Origin of the sequence: Streptomyces sp. NPDC048436, from assembly GCF_043200355.1 — a bacterium.
Classification (GTDB): Bacteria; Actinomycetota; Actinomycetes; order Streptomycetales; family Streptomycetaceae; genus Streptomyces.
The window spans coordinates 1-17,632 of the sequence record NZ_JBICXP010000005.1 but is presented as its reverse complement, the minus strand read 5'-3'; the positions used below and the strand labels follow the sequence as shown (position 1 = coordinate 17,632).

Sequence of the window (17,632 nt, the reverse complement as noted above, 5' to 3'; positions counted from 1 at the left end):
GTGATCAACGGCGCCGAAGACCTTACGGTGCCGCACGCCTCCGGCGAGACCCCGGTCGCCGCTCGCTCGGCCGGGTGACAGGGTCCCCCGCCTCCAGGGCGGAGAGCCTGCGACGGGTTCCGAACTCGGCCAACGCCTCGGCCAGCTTGTGGACGGACGGCTCGGGAGCCATCACGTCCACCCGCAGCCCGTGCTCCTCCGCGGTCTTGGCCGTGGCGGGGCCGATACACGCGATGACGGTCACGTTGTGCGGCTTGCCCGCGATGCCGACGAGGTTCCGCACGGTCGACGAGGACGTGAAGAGCACGGCGTCGAAGCCGCCGCCCTTGATCGCCTCACGCGTGTCCGCGGGAGGCGGCGACGCCCGTACGGTCCGGTAGGCCGTGACGTCGTCGACCTCCCAGCCGAGGTCGATGAGCCCGGCGACCAGCGTCTCCGTGGCGATGTCGGCCCGCGGCAGGAACACCCGGTCGATCGGGTCGAAGACCGGGTCGTACGGCGGCCAGTCCTCAAGGAGACCCGCGGCCGACTGCTCACCGCTCGGCACCAGATCGGGCTTCACGCCGAAGGCGACCAGCGCCGCGGCGGTCTGCTCGCCGACCGCCGCGACCTTGATCCCGGCGAAGGCGCGCGCGTCGAGCCCGTACTCCTCGAACTTCTCGCGCACCGCCTTGACGGCGTTGACCGAGGTGAAGGCGATCCACTCGTAGCGGCCCGTGACCAGGCCCTTGACGGCACGCTCCATCTGCTGCGGCGTCCGGGGCGGCTCCACGGCGATCGTCGGCACCTCGTGAGGCACCGCGCCGTAGGAGCTCAGCTGGTCGGAGAGCGAGGCCGCCTGCTCCTTCGTACGCGGGACGAGCACCCGCCACCCGAAGAGCGGCTTCGACTCGAACCACGACAGCTGGTCGCGCTGCGCGGCGGCGGACCGCTCGCCGACCACGGCTATGACGGGCTGGCCTCCGTCGGGCGAGGGCAGCACCTTCGCCTGCTTGAGTACCTGCGCGATCGTGCCGAGGGTCGCCGTCCACGTGCGCTGACGTGTCGTCGTACCGGCGACGGTGACGGTCATCGGGGTGTCCGGCTTGCGGCCGGACGAGACCAGTTCACCGGCGGCCGATGCCACGGAGTCCAGGGAGGTCGACACGACGACGGTTCCGTCGGATGACCCCACCTCGCTCCAGCAACGGTCGGAGGCCGTGCGCGCGTCGACGAAACGTACGTCCGTGCCCTGTGCGTCGCGCAGCGGAACACCCGCGTAGGCGGGCACACCGACCGCCGCCGCGATGCCGGGCACGACTTCGAAGGAGACGCCCTCGGCGGCGCAGGCGAGCATCTCCTCGGCGGCGTAGGCGTCTAGGCCGGGGTCGCCGCTGACGGCACGCACGACCCGCTTGCCGCCCCTCGCTGCCTCCATGACAAGATTGGTGGCGGCTCGTACCGACGGAGCTTCGGCGATCGCTGATGCGCCGTCAACTGCCCTTGGCTGAGGTGTGTCCACACCTCCCCGGGCATGCGCGCGAACGACGTCGAGCACATCAGGCTCGGCGATCAGTACGTCCGCTCGGGCCAGCGCCTCGACGGCGCGCAGCGTGAGTAGTCCCGGATCTCCGGGTCCGGCACCCAGGAAGGTGACGTGCCCGTGTGCGGGAAGGCCGGCAAGGTTCGAGGTGGGGCTCAAAGTGCTCGCTCCCCCATCAGACCGGCCGCGCCCTTGGCAAGCATCTCGGCAGCGAGTTCACGGCCGAGCGCCAAGGCTTGGTCATGCGTCTCGGGCACGGGACCGGTGGTGGACAGCTGCACCAGCGTCGAGCCGTCGGTTGCCCCGACGACGCCGCGCAGGCGCATCTCCTTGACAATCTGCCCGTCGGCCAGCAAGTCGGCCAGCGCACCCACAGGTGCGCTGCAACCGGCTTCCAGGGCGGCGAGCAGGGATCGCTCGGCGGTCACGGCGACCCGGGTGTACGGGTCGTCGAGCTCGGCGAGCGCGGCGATCAGTGACGCGTTGGACGCGGCACATTCGATCGCCAGTGCCCCCTGGCCGGGGGCGGGCAGAACTGTGTCGGCCGACAGGAAGTCGGTCACCTCGTCGATCCTGCCGACGCGGTGGAGTCCGGCGGCGGCGAGCACGACGGCGTCGAGCTCCCCTTTGTGCACGAATCCGATGCGGGTGTCGATGTTCCCGCGGATCGGCACGGTCTCTATGGTCGTCCCGTGGTTGCGGGCGTAGGCGTTGAGCTGCGCCATGCGGCGGGGCGAGCCGGTGCCGACGCGCGCGCCGGCGGGCAGCTCCGCGAAGGTCAGCCCGTCGCGTGCGATGAGTACGTCACGGGGGTCCTCGCGCAGCGGCACCGCGGCCAGCGCGAGGTTGTCGGGCTGCGCGGTCGGCAGGTCCTTCAGCGAGTGGACGGCGAAGTCGACCTCGCCGCCGAGCAGCGCGTCGCGCAGGGCGGTCACGAAGACGCCGGTGCCGCCGATCTGTGCCAAGTGCTCACGGGACGTATCGCCGTACGTCGTGATCTCCACGAGCTCTACGGAGCGGCCGGTCAACCGGCTCACTGTGTCGGCCACTTGCCCGGACTGGGCCATGGCCAGCTTGCTGCGCCGTGTCCCGAGCCTTAGTGCCCTCTCGGTCATGCCCGGCCTCGATTCGGATCTGTTTGCGATGCGTTCTGTTCGGTGGGGTCATTGCGCCGGTCGGCCCTGCTGACGGCGGCGACCGTCTGCGGGTCCAGGTCGAAAAGGGTGCGCAGCGCGTCCGCGTACCCGGCGCCGCCGGGCTCGCCCGCGAGCTGCTTGACGCGCACGGTGGGTGCGTGGAGCAGCTTGTCGACGACGCGGCGGACGGTCTGGGTGATCTCCGCGCGCTCCTTCTCGGGAAGCCCGGGGAGCCGTCCGTCGAGCCGCGCGATCTCGTTCGCGACGACGTCGGCGGCCATGGTGCGCAGGGCGACCACGGTCGGCGTGATGTGCGCGGCCCGCTGCGCGGCGCCGAAGGCGGCGACCTCGTCGGAGACGATCGCGCGGACCTTCTCCACATCGTCGGCCATCGGGGCGTCCGCGGAAGCGTCGGCGAGCGACTCGATGTCGACGAGGCGTACGCCGTCGATGCGATGCACGGCTCCGTCGATGTCGCGGGGCATGGCCAGGTCGAGCAGGGCGAGCAGGACGTGTCCGGTCTCGACCATCGAGGGTCCGCGGCGCTCGGGCACGCGCCCGGTGGCGGTCACGGCCGCGGCGAGCGCGGTGATGGTGTCGGCCTCGTTCTGCGGGTCGTCACGGCGCGCGGCGGGTGCGTTGTCCACCCAGGCGGCGTGCTGCTCAAGGGTCGCGGCGTCCATCCCGGCGACGGCGTCCTCGCCCATGACGGAGAACCCGACGCCGCGGGGCACGGCCGCCCCGTCCCCGGAGAGGCCGAGCGGGCACGCGTCGTCGGTGTCGGCGCCGTGCGGGGCGGCGGCGGACGGAGAGCTTGCCGCGGGCACGCGCGGCGCACCCACCGTGACGGGCGCGCCCGTACGGTCGGCGACTCCCGCCGCGACGGCATCGGCCGTCAGGACGAGACCCGTCGCGCCGGTGCAGGACACCGCGACATCTGCACGTGTCAGTTCGGCCGCCACCTGGTCCATCGGCACGGCGCGCGCGATGGTGCCCGTGCCGCCTTCCGAGAGGATCTCGGCCAGGCGGTGGGCCCGGTCGAGGGTGCGGTTGGCGACGACGACCTCGTGGACCCCGGCGCGTGCGAGCGTCGCCGCGGCGAGGGAGGACATGGATCCGGCGCCGATGACCAGGGCGCGCTTGCCCTTGGCCCACGTGTCTACGGGCTGGCGCCCGGCGAGCTGTTCGAGGCCGAAGGTCACGAGCGACTGCCCGGCCCGGTCGATGCCGGTCTCCGAGTGCGCGCGCTTGCCGACCCGCAGGGCCTGCTGGAAGAGGTCGTTGAGGAGGCGCCCCGCGGTGTGCAGCTCCTGGGAGCGCGCGAGGGCGTCCTTGATCTGTCCGAGGATCTGCCCTTCGCCGACGACCATCGAGTCCAGGCCGCAGGCCACCGAGAACAGGTGGTGGACGGCTCGGTCCTCGTAGTGGACGTACAGATAAGGAGTGAGCTCCTCCAGGCCGACGCCGCTGTGCTGGGCGAGCAGCGTGGACAGCTCGGCGACGCCCGCGTGGAACTTGTCCACGTCGGCGTACAGCTCGATGCGGTTGCAGGTGGCGAGCACGGCCGCTTCGGCGGCGGGCTCGGCGGCGAGCACGTCCTGGAGGAGCTTGGCCTGCGTGTCGGCACCAAGGGCGGCCCGTTCGAGGACGCTGACGGGGGCGCTGCGGTGGCTCAGCCCTACGACGAGGAGACTCATGCCGGCATCACGGCGGGGACGTCCCCGTCGGGTCCCTTCCGCTGCTGCTTGGCGGCGGCGGGCGGCGCGGCGCTGTCGGCGGCCGCTTCCTCACCGGCCTTGCGCTGCTCGTGGAAGGCGAGGATCTGCAGCTCGATGGAGAGGTCCACCTTGCGTACGTCGACGCCGTCCGGCACGGAGAGAACGGTGGGCGCGAAGTTCAGGATGGACGTCACACCGGCGGCGACGAGCCGCTCGCAGACCTGCTGGGCGGCGCCCGCCGGGGTCGAGATGACGCCGATGGAGACGCCGTTGTCGCTGATGATCTTCTCGAGGTCGTCCGTGTGCTGCACCGGCATGCCCGCGACGGGCGTGCCCGCCATGGCCGGGTCGGCGTCGATCAGCGCGGCGACACGGAAGCCGCGCGAGGCGAACCCGCCGTAATTGGCGAGCGCCGCGCCGAGGTTACCGATGCCGACGATCACGACGGGCCAGTCCTGGGTCAGGCCGAGCTCGCGGGAGATCTGGTAGACGAGGTACTCGACGTCGTAGCCGACGCCGCGCGTCCCGTAGGAACCGAGGTAGGAGAAGTCCTTGCGCAGCTTCGCGGAGTTGACCCCCGCGGCGGCCGCGAGCTCCTCGGAGGAGACCGTGGGCACCGAGCGCTCCGACAGTGCGGTGAGGGCTCGGAGGTACAGCGGAAGCCTGGCGACGGTGGCCTCGGGAATCCCTCGGCTGCGGGTCGCCGGTCGGTGAGTTCGGCCAGTTGCCACGGTGCTCCTGCGGGTAGAGCGGGGCTGCAGGCGGTCACACGTCCCCAGACCGCCCCGTCGAATGCAGGCTATGTCTTTGTGAACGCGTGCACAAAGATGGTGTCCGATTTGCCCGGCCAACGTGACCGGGGTCACGCGCCCCCGGCGCTCTTTCCTGGAACCGGCGCATAGGGAGCGGCGTTGCTCATTTGATGGGGGCAAAACCGCACACTCTCCTCACGATCATCGCCCCCGAGACCAAACCGCCCACGATCCTAAGGGACCTTTCGGGGCACTTGTACTACTCAGTCAGTAACCGTTCGGTTTACGGGGCGAGCTCCCGACGAAGTCGATCTTCGTTCACCCGCCAGAAGGTGTGCTGTTCACCGTCCACCAGAACCACCGGAATCTGTTCCCAGTAGGCCCTGTTGAGCTCTTCGTCCTCGGTGATGTCCTTCTTCTCCCATGCGACTCCCAGCTCGCCGCAGACCTTCTCGATCACCAGCTGTGCTTCATCGCACAGATGACAGCCGGGCTTACCGATCAAGGTGACCGTCCGGTCCTGGGGCTTCTTCTTCTCCGTACGGCGAAAAATCGGGCTCATGACACCATTCTCGCCCCGCCGACGCGCCGCACGGCCCGTCTCTTTAACGGGGCGGTCGCGCAGAGTTCACAGGGACGCATCCTGCCGACTCCGGAACCACCGAACGAACTAGCTATGCTCACGACATGGCCGCTCTCGGATGGCTCACCCCCCGTAGGCGCTCCGCCACGGCGCGGAGCGTGTTGGCAGGCGAGGCCTCGGCTGAGGCAGCGCGCAAGTCCTCCCAGGAGCTGGAGGAACTGGCGGCGGAGGCCGCCGCACCCGAAGAGCCGGCAGAGCCCGCGGAGCCGGAGTTCCCGGTCTTCGGCGACGACAAGGCCGCCGCGTTCTTCGACCTCGACAACACCGTGATGCAGGGCGCCGCGATCTTCCACTTCGGCCGCGGCCTCTACAAGCGGAAGTTCTTCGAGCGCCAGGAGCTGGCCCGATTCGCCTGGCAGCAGGCGTGGTTCAGGCTCGCGGGCGTCGAGGACCCCGAGCACATGCAGGACGCCCGCGACAGCGCGCTTTCCATCGTCAAGGGCCACCGCGTCGCCGAGCTGATGTCCATCGGCGAGGAGATCTACGACGAGTACATGGCCGAGCGCATCTGGCCCGGTACGCGCGCCCTGGCCCAGGCCCATCTCGACGCGGGCCAGAAGGTCTGGCTGGTCACGGCCGCCCCGGTGGAGACGGCGACGATCATCGCCCGGCGCCTCGGCCTGACCGGCGCGCTCGGCACGGTCGCCGAGTCCGTGGACGGCGTCTATACGGGAAAGCTCGTCGGCGAACCCCTGCACGGCCCGGCGAAGGCCGAGGCGGTGCGCGCGCTCGCGTCGGCCGAGAGCCTCGACCTGGCCCGCTGTGCCGCGTACAGCGATTCGCACAACGACATCCCGATGCTCTCGCTGGTCGGGCATCCGTACGCGATCAATCCCGACGCCAAACTGCGCAAGCACGCGCGCGAGCGGGACTGGCGTCTGCGGGACTACCGCACCGGCCGCAAGGCCGCCAAGGTCGGCATCCCGGCCGCCGCGGGCGTGGGCGCGATCGCGGGCGGCACGGCCGCGGCCATCGCCCTGCACCGCCGCCGCCACTGAACATTCTCTCGCCCCTACCCCGCCCGGGCTCCCGCCAGTCACGTTGGTAGCACTCGGCCACAACACGCACCGCGCTTAGCCGGAATGTGAACCATTTCGATCAACAAGCGCTCACTGTGCGCTACTTGAACGGGCATAGACCGGTAACAGAAGCGACGTAATCGGTGATTTGAGCAACTGGGTGTAGCGCCGCCTGTACGAAGCGTTATTCTCCTCAGACGCATAAGGGACCCCACACGTCGCTACGACGGGTGAACGGTCCCGTACTGCACGTGATGGAAGCTCTGCCTCTGGGAGTCCCGTGTACCCACACGTCGGGGTTGACGCCTCGGGCCTGGCTACGCTGCGCGCAACGGTCGCCGACCGCTTGCGCGGCTTCGTCCCCACCGCGTACGCCGGCCCCGCCGTCCCCGCATTTGCCGTCCCCACACCCGCCGGGCCCGTCTATGCCCTGGCGGACAGCGGCGCGGCGGTCAGCAGACGGGCTCGTTCCGCCTCTGCCGCCACCTCAACCCCCACCCACCGCCGTCCCGCCGCGGACAGCGACAGCGCCCGCATGATGGACCTCGTCGAACGCGCCCAAGCCGGCGAGTCCGACGCCTTCGGCCGTCTCTACGACCAGTACAGCGACACGGTCTATCGCTACATCTACTACCGCGTCGGCGGCAAGGCGACCGCCGAGGACCTCACCAGTGAGACCTTTCTGCGCGCCCTGCGCCGCATCAGTACGTTCACCTGGCAGGGCCGTGACTTCGGTGCCTGGCTGGTCACGATCGCCCGCAATCTGGTCGCCGACCACTTCAAGTCGAGCCGATTCCGCCTCGAAGTGACCACCGGCGAAATGCTCGACGCCAACGAGGTCGAGCGCAGCCCCGAGGACTCCGTCCTGGAGTCCCTCTCCAACGCCGCACTGCTCGACGCCGTGCGCCGCCTCAACCCCCAGCAGCAGGAGTGCGTGACCCTGCGTTTCCTGCAAGGCCTCTCGGTCGCCGAGACCGCCCGGGTGATGGGCAAGAACGAGGGCGCGATCAAGACCCTCCAGTACCGCGCGGTCCGCACGCTGGCCCGGCTCCTGCCGGACGACGTGCGCTAGCGCCGACCTTTGCGGACAGCTCCGGGTAGCCGTGCGTGGCGGCCAACTCACCGTCCGTGGCGGCCAGATGGCCGTCACGGAAACTTGGCGGTCCGATCATCCTCCGTCCGTAACCCAAGTGCCGCGACGCTCGTTGTGCGGGATGCAGGCTCCCTGTGGTCGCCCCCTGACCGCCTCCACTCACTCGATCGTGTGGAAGTGTTCAAGTCGGGCAACCCTCAGGACCCCCTGGGGAGTCGACCGTCATGACGAGAGGAGGTGCCGCCAGTGATCGCGAACGTATCGGCACACCGGCGGGCGAACGCCTTCGCCCAGGACCTGGAGGAGCATTCCGACCAGGACCCGGCGGCCGAGCAGATCGAAGGTTCCGTCCCACCCGATCCGGCGCCGTCCGAACAGGCTGCCCCGGACCGGATGCTGACCTTGGCGAACGGCCTCGGCGAACTGCCGAAGCCGGAGCTGGATCCCGAGGTCAAAGTGGTCCAGCGGGCCCAGCTCGTAGCTGCCATGGAGGCCATGCTCCTTGAGGGCACGGCCGCGGGCGGTGGGACCATCGGCACCTCGGTGCCCGAACAGCGGTCCCGCAAGGGAGCCCACCGGGCCACGGGACTGCGCAAACTGAAGCCCCGCTCCCGCCTGTCGAAGGGCATCGCCGCGGGCGGGCTCACCGTCGGCGTCGCCGCGGGGGCGTTCAGCGGAGTGGCCGCGGCCAGCTCCGACGCGCTGCCGGGCGATTCGCTGTACGGGCTGAAGCGCGGCATGGAGGACCTGAAGCTGGGGTTGGCCGACGGCGAGAGCGACAAGGGCGGGATCTATCTCGACCACGCCTCGACGCGGCTCAACGAAGCCCGCCGCCTGATGGAGCGGGGCCGCTCCGGCGACCTCGACCACGAATCCCTCGGCGAGGTGAGGCGTGCCCTCTCCGGCATGCGGCACGACGCCACGGAAGGCCACCGCCTGCTGCACGAGGCGTACGAACGGGACGGGTCGCTCGGCCCCATCCAGACCCTGTCCGCCTTCTCGCAGTCGCACCGCAAGGCCTGGAGCGACCTGCAGAGCCGGCTGCCCGTCCAGCTCGGCGACGTGGGCCAGCAGGTCAGCTCGGTCTTCGACGCCATGGACCAGGAAGTGGAGCCACTCCGCTCGCTCTTCCCCCGCACCCCGGAGAAGGACCAGGCGCCGGGCAGCCCGGACCAGGGCTCGTCGGGCTCCAGCTCCCCGGACCGCCCCTCGTCCCCGACGACATCCCCCCGGGACGGCGCGAGCACGGACAGCAGGCCCCACCCGTCCACCTCGGACAGGCACAGCGAGGACGAAGGCCTGCTCGGCGGCAACACGGGCGGTCTCCTCGACCCTCCGAAGTCCGACAAGCCGACCGCCCCTTCGGAGGGCGGCGACGCCGGCAAGGAATCCGCTCCGGCCAAGCCCGACGTGACGGTACCGCCGTTGCTGCCGGGCCTGCTTCCGGGCCTGGGCATCGACGAAGAGGACGCGAAGTAGCGGACCGAACGCAGGACGGGCCGGAACCCTCCGTGGGGTCCGGCCCGTCCTGCGTTCGCCTCACCGGCCTGGGCTTTTCAGAAGGACACGGCCCTCAGAAGAACACGGACCGCCGCTGCACCAGCAGCTTGTAGAGGGTGTGCTGGATCTGCTCCCGGACCTGATCGGTCAGGTTGAACATCAGCATCGGGTCCTCGGCCGCCTCCGGCGGATAACCGTCCGTGAGAATCGGCTCCCCGAACTGGATCGTCCACTTCGTGGGCAGGGGCAGCGCCCCCAACGGGCCGAGCCACGGGAACGTAGGAGTGATCGGGAAGTACGGGATGCCGAGCACCCGCGCCAGCGTCTTGGCGTTGCCGATCATGGGGTAGATCTCCTCGGCGCCCACGATCGAGCACGGAATGATCGGCGTCCCCGCCCGCAGCGCGGTGGAGACGAACCCGCCCCGCCCGAACCGCTGCAACTTGTAGCGCTCGCTGAACGGCTTCCCGATGCCCTTGAACCCCTCCGGCATCACCCCGACCAGCTCACCCCGCTCAAGCAGCCGCTCGGCGTCCTCCGCGCAGGCCAGCGTGTGCCCCGCCTTGCGGGCGAGTTCGTTGACCACGGGCAGCATGAAGACGAGGTCCGCCGCGAGCAGCCGCAGATGACGCCCTGCCGGGTGGTTGTCGTGCACCGCGACCTGCATCATCACGCCGTCCAGCGGCAGCGTCCCCGAGTGGTTGGCGACGATCAGCGCCCCGCCGTCCGACGGGATGTTCTCGATGCCCTTCACCTCGACGCGGAAGTACTTCTCGTACAGCGGCCGCACCATCGACATCAGGACCTGGTCGGTGAGCTCCTCGTCGTAACCGAAGTCGTCGACCTCGTAGTCACCCGTGAGCCGCCGCCGCAGGAACGCGAGCCCGCCCGCGATACGCCTCTCCAGGCCGCCACCACCGCCCCGCGAGCCCGGAGCCGCCCCAGCCCTGGGCTTGGGCACCCGGTCCCCCGCAGGGACCTCTGGGTGCTCTGGGTGCTCGGGGTGTCCGGCTTGCTCCGCGCTCGGCGGTGACCCGTCCGGTTCCGCCTGGTCCGGCATGGCCGGGACCTCACGCACCGCTGCCGGATCGTTCTTGCGCCGGGGCGCGCTCCTGCGGCGCGGCGGGCGCTGCGCACCCCCGCGCGACCTGTCGTCGTCGAACGGAATGACCTTGGCGTCCGCCATCGTTGACGCTCTCCTCAGTTGGCGCTCTGGTTGCCCGCGAAGGGCAGCGTGGCGATCCGGTCGATGGCCCCCGCGACGGCCTGCGGCGGCAGAAGTCCCGAACCCCGACTGCGTACGAAATCCGCGAAGGTCTCCGCGGTCGTGTACTTGGGCGTGAAGCCCAGTGTCTCGCGCATCTGCCGGGTGGCCACGACCCGGCCGTGGGTGAGCAGCCTGATCTGCTCGGGCGAGAAGTCCGTCACGCCCAGTGTCCGCAGCGCCTGGCCGACCCAGGTGACCGCGGGCATGAACACCGGCAGCGTCGGACGCCCAAGGCGCCGCGAGCACTGCGAGAGCAGGAGCAGCCCGTCGCCCGCGATGTTGAACGTGCCGCTGTTGAGCGTTCCGCGCTCCGGTTCGCGCGCGCCGATGCGCAGGACCTCGATCGCGTCGTCCTCGTGCACGAACTGCAGCCGCGGGTCGTAGCCGAAGACGGTCGGCAGAACCGGCAGCGAGAAGTACTCGGCGAGCGGGGAGTCCGCGGCGGGCCCCAGGATGTTCGCGAAGCGCAGCACGCAGACCGCCACGTCGGGGCGGCGGCGCGCGAATCCGCGTACGTACCCCTCGACCTCGACGGTGTCCTTGGCGAAGCCACCGGACGGCAGCGACTTCGGCGGCGTCGTCTCGGTGAAGACCGCGGGGTCGCGCGGCGCGGAGCCGTACACATTGGTGCTCGACTTCACCACGAGCCGCTTGACCGTCGGCGACTTCTGGCAGGCGCCGAGCAGCTGCATGGTGCCGATGACGTTGGTTTCCTTGAGCGAGCCGCGGTTGCCGCCGGCGAGCGCGGTGCCCGTGACGTCCAGGTGCACGACCGTGTCGACGGAGAACTCGGCGAGCACCTTGGCGATCGCGGACTGCCGTATGTCGGCCTGGACGAAGTCGGCGCCGCCCAGATGGTGCTCGGGAGGTACCGCGTCCACCGCGACCACCCGGTCGACCTCGGGGTCCCTCAGGACTCGACGGACGAACCGCCCGCCCAGTTGTCGGGACACCCCGGTCACGAGCACGACCTTGCCCAAGATCAGCGCCTGCCTTCCCCAGCCCTCGAAGTCCTGCCGCGCCCCATCATTTCCCTCCGGCACACGCTAGCGGGTCGTTGTTGCGCTGTGATGACCGCCCGATGCAGGAAGTGACGGCAACCCCACACATGCACACAGAGCAGGCCGTACGCCCAGACCAGGACGTACGCCCGGATCGGGACCATCGGGACCGCACATCCTGCCCAGGACATACGTTCGGAACAAGCCCCCGGGGCCCGTGCGCGGCCCGAAAAACCGGCCGAAAACCGGCCGGAACACGCCGAAGCCCTCCCGCCAGGATGACGGGAGGGCTTCGGGACGCGCTGAACAGCTGTCGCTTACTTCTTGTTGCGACGCTGAACGCGGGTGCGCTTCAGCAGCTTGCGGTGCTTCTTCTTGGCCATCCGCTTACGCCGCTTCTTGATAACAGAGCCCACGACTACCCTCGCTCACTTCTCTTCACTCGGTGCGGGGCAGCAGACTGGGCCCACACGACCTACGTCGGCCTAGCCTACCCGCCCCCGCGTGAGGGACGTAATCGAGGGGCATCGATCGCTCCGATCAGCCCGCCTCGACCCCCACATAGGACTCGCGGAGGTACTCGTGAACCGCCTGCTCCGGGACCCGGAAAGACCTTCCGACCCGGATGGCGGGCAGATGACCGCTGTGCACCAAGCGGTACACGGTCATCTTGGACACTCGCATCACCGAGGCGACCTCCGCCACGGTCAGAAACTGAACCTCGTTCAGCGGCCTCTGGTCAGCTGCCATGACACCCCACCTGAACCTTCCGCACATATGACGGGCACCGGCTTCCCCTTCCGGTGACTCTTCGTCTCTGCGCGCTCACTCACCAGACTAGGGGCGGATGATGCGAGTGGGGAAGAGGAGTAGCGATCGGCCGCCTACTGTGACAGACACGCTCGATTGAGTACATAGCGAGTAAGCGGTCGGTAGTAATCAGATCGCACAGCGTCATCAAGCGGAACGACGACGGACACCTGCCCCTCGGCCTCTCCGACGAACAGCGCGGGATCATCCGTATCCGCGAGACCGATCGCCTCGAACCCCAGCTGACCTGCCCCGCAGACCCATCCGTGGTCCCCGATGACAAGCTCGGGAAGCGGTCCCCCAGCCTCCGCGGCAGCCTCGAGAACGACCCGAACCGGGAGCGGGGAATGGGTGTGTGCGCCGGTCTCACTCCCGGTGGGACACGCGCCGGGTTCCCGCACCAACGCGACTCCTTGTACGTAGTCAAGGTTGTACGTGCGTAGGCCGAACCGGGTCGTTATGTCGACACTGCTGCCCTGCGCGGGGGTGAGGACGGTGCACCCCGCCGCCGACAAAGCGTCCGCCAACGCGGCGTAGAACCCGAGGAGCCGGTGCGGATGCCCTGTCCCGAGGAGCACGGGAAGCCGCCCTCGCGCCACCTCCGCGAGCCTCTCGGCGAAGGCGTCGAGCGCGGCGAGCGTCCGTTCCGGATCAATGACGTCGGTCCCGGAAGTGTCCCGCGGGTCGGCGGAGACCCCGCACTTGTCGGCCATGAGCCCGAGAAGGTCGCCGGGACCCCAGTTCCACTCGGGGTCGAGGCCGAGCAGTATCCGGGGATCCCGGGCCGCGAAGAGCCGATAGTTCCGCAGGCTCTGCTCCCGGGAGGTGGCCACGGGCCCGGCAAGGCGGGCAGCCAGGAGATGCGCGCGCAATGCTCCGGTGCTCAACACGGTGCCGATGCTGACGCATCGACCCGGCGACCACCCCCAAAACCCCGGAAATCCCCCACAGTTGGGCTAACGGGGGCACAATCGCAGCCCGGCCGGCGTTCGGAGCCACCCCACTCCAGCCCAACCGCCGTTCGCTGCCCGCGTGCCCGCCTCCTACGGCAACAGCCCCCGCAGCGGAAACGCCGCCCGGCGAGCGGCGAGCACCGCCTGGTCGAGCCGGTCCGCGGGGTCGTAACCCGCCTCCCACCCCTCCCAGGAGACGGGCCACCGCCCATCCGTCATCCGGGCGGGAGCCAACTGCCGGGTCCGCGCGAAGACTTCCTGCCGCCAGGCCTCAGGAATCTCCGCCGAAGGCAGCACCTCCCGCCCCGCGGCGATGGCGGTCAGATGGGTCCAGGACCGCGGCACCACATCCACCACGGCGTATCCCCCACCGCCCAGAGCGACCCAGCGCCCATCGGCGTACGAATGCGCCAACTCATGGCAGGCCACCTGCACGGCCCGCTGTGCGTCGAGGGACACGGCGAGATGAGCCAGCGGATCATCGAAGTGCGTGTCGGCGCCATGCTGGGTGACAAGGACCTGCGGCCGGAACTCGGCGAGCAGCTCCGGCACCACGGCGTGGAACGCCCGCAGCCACCCCGCGTCCCCGGTCCCGGCCGGCAGCGCGACATTCACGGCCGACCCCTCGGCGTCACCCGCCGCGCCCGTCTCCTCCGGCCACCCGGTCTGCGGAAACAGCGTCCGGGGATGCTCGTGCAGCGAAACCGTCAGAACCCGCGGATCCTCCCAGAACGAGGCCTGCACACCGTCCCCGTGGTGCACGTCGACGTCCACGTACGCGATGCGCTCGGCGCCGAGCTCGAGCAGCCGGGCGATGGCAAGCGAGGCGTCGTTGTAGATGCAGAACCCCGAAGCGGCGCCCGGCATCGCGTGGTGCAGCCCGCCCGCGAAGTTCACCGCGTGCAGCGCTTCCCCGCGCCACACCGCCTCGGCGGCCCCCACCGACTGCCCGGCGATCAGCGCCGACACCTCGTGCATCCCCGCGAAGGCGGGATCGTCCACGGTCCCGAGGCCATAGCCACCGTCCGCCGACGCCGGATCGGCGGACGCGGCCTTGACCGCGTCCACATAGTCCGAGCGGTGCACGAGCCGCAGCGTCGAGTCACCGGCACGCTTGGCCGCGACCACCTCAAGATCACGGTCGAGCCCGAAGGCGCCGACCAGACTTCTGGTCAGCGCGAGCCGGACCGGGTCCATGGGGTGCTCAGGACCGAAGTCATAGCCCGTTACTGCCTCGTCCCACATCAGCTGTGCGTGCCCGCTCATGCCCGTCACCGTATCGGTCCGCTCCGGGGGCGAAGGAACGGGCATACAACAAGGTCACGAGCACCAACACCATGGGAACGAGCATCGCCCCGCGGTAGTTCCAGGCATCCCCGAGCGCACCCACCAGCGGCGAACCGATCAGGAACCCCACATAGTTGAAGACGTTGAGCCGCGCGACGGCGGCGTCCGATGCCCCGGGGAAGAGCCGCCCCGCCGCGGCGAACGTCTGCGGAACGATCACGCAGAGCCCGATCCCGAGCACCGTGAACCCCAGGATGCCGGTCCACGCCCCGGGCGCCACCGCCACGACCGCGAACCCGACGGCGGCCACCACCGAACCGGCCCGCACCACCGCCACGGCCCCGAACCGCCGGACGCCCAGGTCCCCAAGTCCCCGCCCCAGCAGGGTCATGACCATGTAGACGTTGTAGGGGACGGTCGAGACCTCCTCGGAGCTCCCCAGCACATCCTGCAGATACTTCGCACTCCAGTTGGAGACGGTCGAGTCCCCGATGTACGCGAAAGTCATCACCAGGCAGAGCGGCAGGAGCAGCTTGAAGACCAGCGGCCCGCCCTTGCCCTCACCGGCATCACCCGCCACAACCCCGGCTTCGCCACCGGTCCCCGCGTCGACGTACCACCGACTCCCCACCAGCGCCGCCGGCAACAGCACCACGACCACCGGCAGATACGACACGAAGAGCGACAGATCCCAGTGCGCCCCCGCCCACGCGATCGACGCCCCCGCGATCCCGCCCAGGCTGTACGCCGCGTGGAACCCCAGCATGATGCTGCGCCCGTAGGCCCGCTGCAGACTCACCCCGAGCATGTTCATGGACGCGTCGAGCGCCCCCACCGCGAGCCCGAACGCCCCCAGCGCCAGGCCCACTTGCCACAGGGCGTCGCCCGCGCCGGCCCCGAGCAGCGCCAGGAGCACCACGGGCTGCGACCACCGCAGCACACGGCTCGGCCGCACCCGCTTGACCAGCCACTCCGTGCCCACGCTTCCGGCACCCGCCAGGATCGGCACGGCGGCGAGAAAGACGGGGAGCAGGCCGTCGGATATCCCGTACTGATCCTGAAGGGCGGGGATCCGCGTCACCAGCAACGCGAAGGTGACACCCTGCACCAGGAAGCTGAACGCCAAAGAGGCCCTGCCGCGCCGCAGCTCATCTGTCATGGCTGCTGAGCGTAGGACCCCTGACTACCGGTGGGTAGATAGATCACTCACCTATTTCCCACCGCCGCCCCTCGGATGGGGCTCCCTCCCGGCCTCACCGCTCGATCGCGGCGAGCTCCTCGCTCACGATCATCTCCATCGGGCCGACGACCCGACCGCCGCTGACGAAGACCGTCGCCGTGATGGTGACCGCCGCGATCGCCCCGCCGAGCCACACCATGGTGTCGATCGACAGCGTGTAGGCCCCCACGACCCGCAACACGGCCTCACCGAACAGCGCCACACCCCACAGCACGGAGAACGTCCGCTCCAGCCGCGCGAACCGCCCCTGCTCGCCGATCAGCCGGTCCCACACCGCGGTCCGCGCCGCGTTGCCCTTGGTGACCCAGGGCTTGAGCCCGGCGGTCATCAACGGCCGCCCCGCGGCCACGGACCACAGAATGGCGATGCCGATCGTCGCCGTGATCCCGCTGTCCTTGGCCAGCATCAGCCGCGGGTCACCGGCCACCAGGCTGAGCAGCAGCCCGACCACGTTGGCGGCCAGGATGAGCGCCGCGAGCCCATTGACGCGCCGCTCCCTGACCACGCCCCACAGCGTCCGCCCGGCCGGCACCACACTGCTCCAGGCGAGCGCCCCCATCGTTCCCATCCCGAAGCCCTTGCTGAGCAGGTAGTACGAGGCTGTGGGCACCACCGCGTCCAGCACGAGCGGCTTCAGCGACTCCCAGCGCGACTGCCGGGCGGTGGGGGTCGCCGCGCTGGTGGCGGTGGTCGTGGTGTGGGCCGGGGTGGCGAGCTGGCTCATGGTGATCGGTCCTCCGTCGTGGCTGTCACTGCGTACGTCCCGCTCGTTCTCGATGTACACAGCTTCGCCGCGACGGCCCATCGGCCAACAGAAACGATCGTCCGGAGCTGGCGATGACAATTGTCAGATCCGCACCCACACCGCCGTCATACGAGCAGGTCAGCCAACTCTCGCAGGTCCCCGAAGAGTTCGGTGGCCCCCGCCAGCCGCTCCGCGGGCGTCATGGCCGTGAACCCGTACACATCCATCCCCGCAGCCACGGCGGCCCGGACACCCAACGGGCTGTCCTCGATCACCACGCACTTCTCGGGCGCCACCCCCATGCGCTCGGCGGCGTACAGAAAGAGATCCGGCGCCGGCTTCCCCCGCCCCACGTCCTCGGAGCTGAAGATCCGCTCGTCACCGAACCACTGATCGAGCCCGGTCCGCCGATGCCCGACCCGGATCCGCTCATGGCTCCCGGAGGAGGCGAGGCAGTACGGCACGCCGTCGGCCACCAACTTCTCGAGTACGTCGACGGCGCCGGCCACAGGCTCAAGCTCCCGCTCGAAGGCCTCGAAGACACGAGCGTGGAAGGTCACATCGAAATCCTCGGGCAGCCGCTGCCCACTGCGCTCAAGAACAAGATCGTGTACGCGATGGACGGCGGCCCCCATGTAGTCACGCAGGGAGTCCTCATACGTGGTGGAGTGGCCGAGTTCGGTCAGATAGGCGGCGAGAATGGCATTGGAGAGAGGCTCGCTGTCCACCAGGACGCCGTCGTTGTCGAAGATGACCAGGTCGTATCGCATAACTCGACATTAGCCCGACGCCAAACGCAGAAAACCCCCGCACCAAAGGTGCGGGGGTTTCCCGTTAATAATAGTTCGGCGGCGTCCTACTCTCCCACAGGGTCCCCCCTGCAGTACCATCGGCGCTGTGAGGCTTAGCTTCCGGGTTCGGAATGTAACCGGGCGTTTCCCTCACG

General features: G+C 69.7%; 17 protein-coding genes and 1 rRNA gene. 3 read left to right on the top strand and 15 right to left on the bottom strand.

Features of this window, described 5'->3' with window-relative positions; all coding sequences use genetic code 11:
* Positions 1-22 precede the first annotated feature (22 nt).
* The 5 genes from ACGFX9_RS18530 to ACGFX9_RS18510 all read right to left on the bottom strand — a co-directional run bounded on the left by ACGFX9_RS18530 (position 23) and on the right by ACGFX9_RS18510 (position 5,690).
* Positions 23-1,681 carry a uroporphyrinogen-III synthase gene (locus tag ACGFX9_RS18530; RefSeq protein ID WP_393472598.1) on the bottom strand — a complete coding sequence of 553 codons (1,659 nt, stop codon included), beginning with the start codon at positions 1,679-1,681 and terminating at the stop codon, positions 23-25.
* Entirely contained in the window at positions 1,678-2,637 is a 960-nt protein-coding gene (gene hemC / locus ACGFX9_RS18525) for a hydroxymethylbilane synthase (protein WP_393472594.1), read from the bottom strand. The genes ACGFX9_RS18530 and hemC overlap by 4 nt, the downstream gene beginning before the upstream one ends.
* Positions 2,634-4,355 (bottom strand): glutamyl-tRNA reductase, encoded by a 1,722-nt coding sequence (locus ACGFX9_RS18520; protein WP_393472590.1) that lies wholly within the window; start codon positions 4,353-4,355, stop codon positions 2,634-2,636. The genes hemC and ACGFX9_RS18520 overlap by 4 nt, the downstream gene beginning before the upstream one ends.
* On the bottom strand, positions 4,352-5,107 hold the full coding sequence (locus tag ACGFX9_RS18515) for a redox-sensing transcriptional repressor Rex (RefSeq protein ID WP_393472587.1): 756 nt from the start codon (positions 5,105-5,107) through the stop codon (positions 4,352-4,354). The genes ACGFX9_RS18520 and ACGFX9_RS18515 overlap by 4 nt, the downstream gene beginning before the upstream one ends.
* A gap of 304 nt (positions 5,108-5,411) precedes the next feature.
* Positions 5,412-5,690, bottom strand: a complete 279-nt coding sequence (locus ACGFX9_RS18510; protein WP_393472584.1) for a glutaredoxin family protein — start codon at positions 5,688-5,690, stop codon at positions 5,412-5,414.
* Positions 5,691-5,815: 125 nt separating this feature from the next.
* On the opposite strand from ACGFX9_RS18510, the gene ACGFX9_RS18505 reads away from it, so the two are divergent.
* The 3 genes from ACGFX9_RS18505 (at position 5,816) to ACGFX9_RS18495 (ending at position 9,362) form a co-directional block, all read left to right on the top strand.
* Positions 5,816-6,769 carry an HAD family hydrolase gene (locus tag ACGFX9_RS18505; protein ID WP_393472581.1) on the top strand — a complete coding sequence of 318 codons (954 nt, stop codon included), beginning with the start codon at positions 5,816-5,818 and terminating at the stop codon, positions 6,767-6,769.
* A 301-nt stretch (positions 6,770-7,070) separates the two neighbouring features.
* Positions 7,071-7,862: an ECF subfamily RNA polymerase sigma factor, BldN family gene (locus ACGFX9_RS18500; protein ID WP_393472577.1), complete on the top strand. Its 792-nt coding sequence runs from the start codon at positions 7,071-7,073 to the stop codon at positions 7,860-7,862.
* 267 nt (positions 7,863-8,129) lie between these two features.
* On the top strand, positions 8,130-9,362 hold the full coding sequence (locus ACGFX9_RS18495) for a DUF5667 domain-containing protein (RefSeq protein WP_393472575.1): 1,233 nt from the start codon (positions 8,130-8,132) through the stop codon (positions 9,360-9,362).
* Between the two features lie 94 nt (positions 9,363-9,456).
* On the opposite strand, the gene ACGFX9_RS18490 is transcribed toward ACGFX9_RS18495, so the two are convergent.
* From ACGFX9_RS18490 to rrf, 10 genes are all read right to left on the bottom strand, one after another.
* Positions 9,457-10,569: a lysophospholipid acyltransferase family protein gene (locus ACGFX9_RS18490; protein WP_393472572.1), complete on the bottom strand. Its 1,113-nt coding sequence runs from the start codon at positions 10,567-10,569 to the stop codon at positions 9,457-9,459.
* Between the two features lie 14 nt (positions 10,570-10,583).
* The gene (locus tag ACGFX9_RS18485) at positions 10,584-11,630 is read right to left on the bottom strand and encodes an NAD-dependent epimerase/dehydratase family protein (RefSeq protein WP_393473928.1); all 1,047 of its coding nucleotides are present in this window, start codon (positions 11,628-11,630) and stop codon (positions 10,584-10,586) included.
* A gap of 338 nt (positions 11,631-11,968) precedes the next feature.
* Positions 11,969-12,067 (bottom strand): 30S ribosomal protein bS22, encoded by a 99-nt coding sequence (locus ACGFX9_RS18480; protein WP_003948845.1) that lies wholly within the window; start codon positions 12,065-12,067, stop codon positions 11,969-11,971.
* Positions 12,068-12,191: 124 nt separating this feature from the next.
* Positions 12,192-12,401 carry a helix-turn-helix domain-containing protein gene (locus ACGFX9_RS18475; RefSeq protein ID WP_157869005.1) on the bottom strand — a complete coding sequence of 70 codons (210 nt, stop codon included), beginning with the start codon at positions 12,399-12,401 and terminating at the stop codon, positions 12,192-12,194.
* A gap of 134 nt (positions 12,402-12,535) precedes the next feature.
* A complete protein-coding gene (locus ACGFX9_RS18470; RefSeq protein WP_393472569.1) occupies positions 12,536-13,351 on the bottom strand; it encodes a phosphatase in 816 nt (271 codons plus the stop codon).
* 153 nt (positions 13,352-13,504) lie between these two features.
* The gene (locus ACGFX9_RS18465; protein ID WP_393472566.1) at positions 13,505-14,680 is read right to left on the bottom strand and encodes an acetoin utilization protein AcuC; all 1,176 of its coding nucleotides are present in this window, start codon (positions 14,678-14,680) and stop codon (positions 13,505-13,507) included.
* Complete coding sequence (locus ACGFX9_RS18460) at positions 14,631-15,860, bottom strand: MFS transporter (RefSeq protein ID WP_393472563.1); 1,230 nt, start codon at positions 15,858-15,860, stop codon at positions 14,631-14,633. The genes ACGFX9_RS18465 and ACGFX9_RS18460 overlap by 50 nt, the downstream gene beginning before the upstream one ends.
* Before the next feature lie 94 nt (positions 15,861-15,954).
* Positions 15,955-16,665 (bottom strand): VC0807 family protein, encoded by a 711-nt coding sequence (locus ACGFX9_RS18455; protein WP_393472559.1) that lies wholly within the window; start codon positions 16,663-16,665, stop codon positions 15,955-15,957.
* Between the two features lie 146 nt (positions 16,666-16,811).
* A complete protein-coding gene (locus tag ACGFX9_RS18450) occupies positions 16,812-17,456 on the bottom strand; it encodes an HAD family hydrolase (RefSeq protein ID WP_393472556.1) in 645 nt (214 codons plus the stop codon).
* Between the two features lie 73 nt (positions 17,457-17,529).
* Positions 17,530-17,632 (bottom strand): 5S ribosomal RNA (rrf, locus tag ACGFX9_RS18445); the annotation flags it as partial.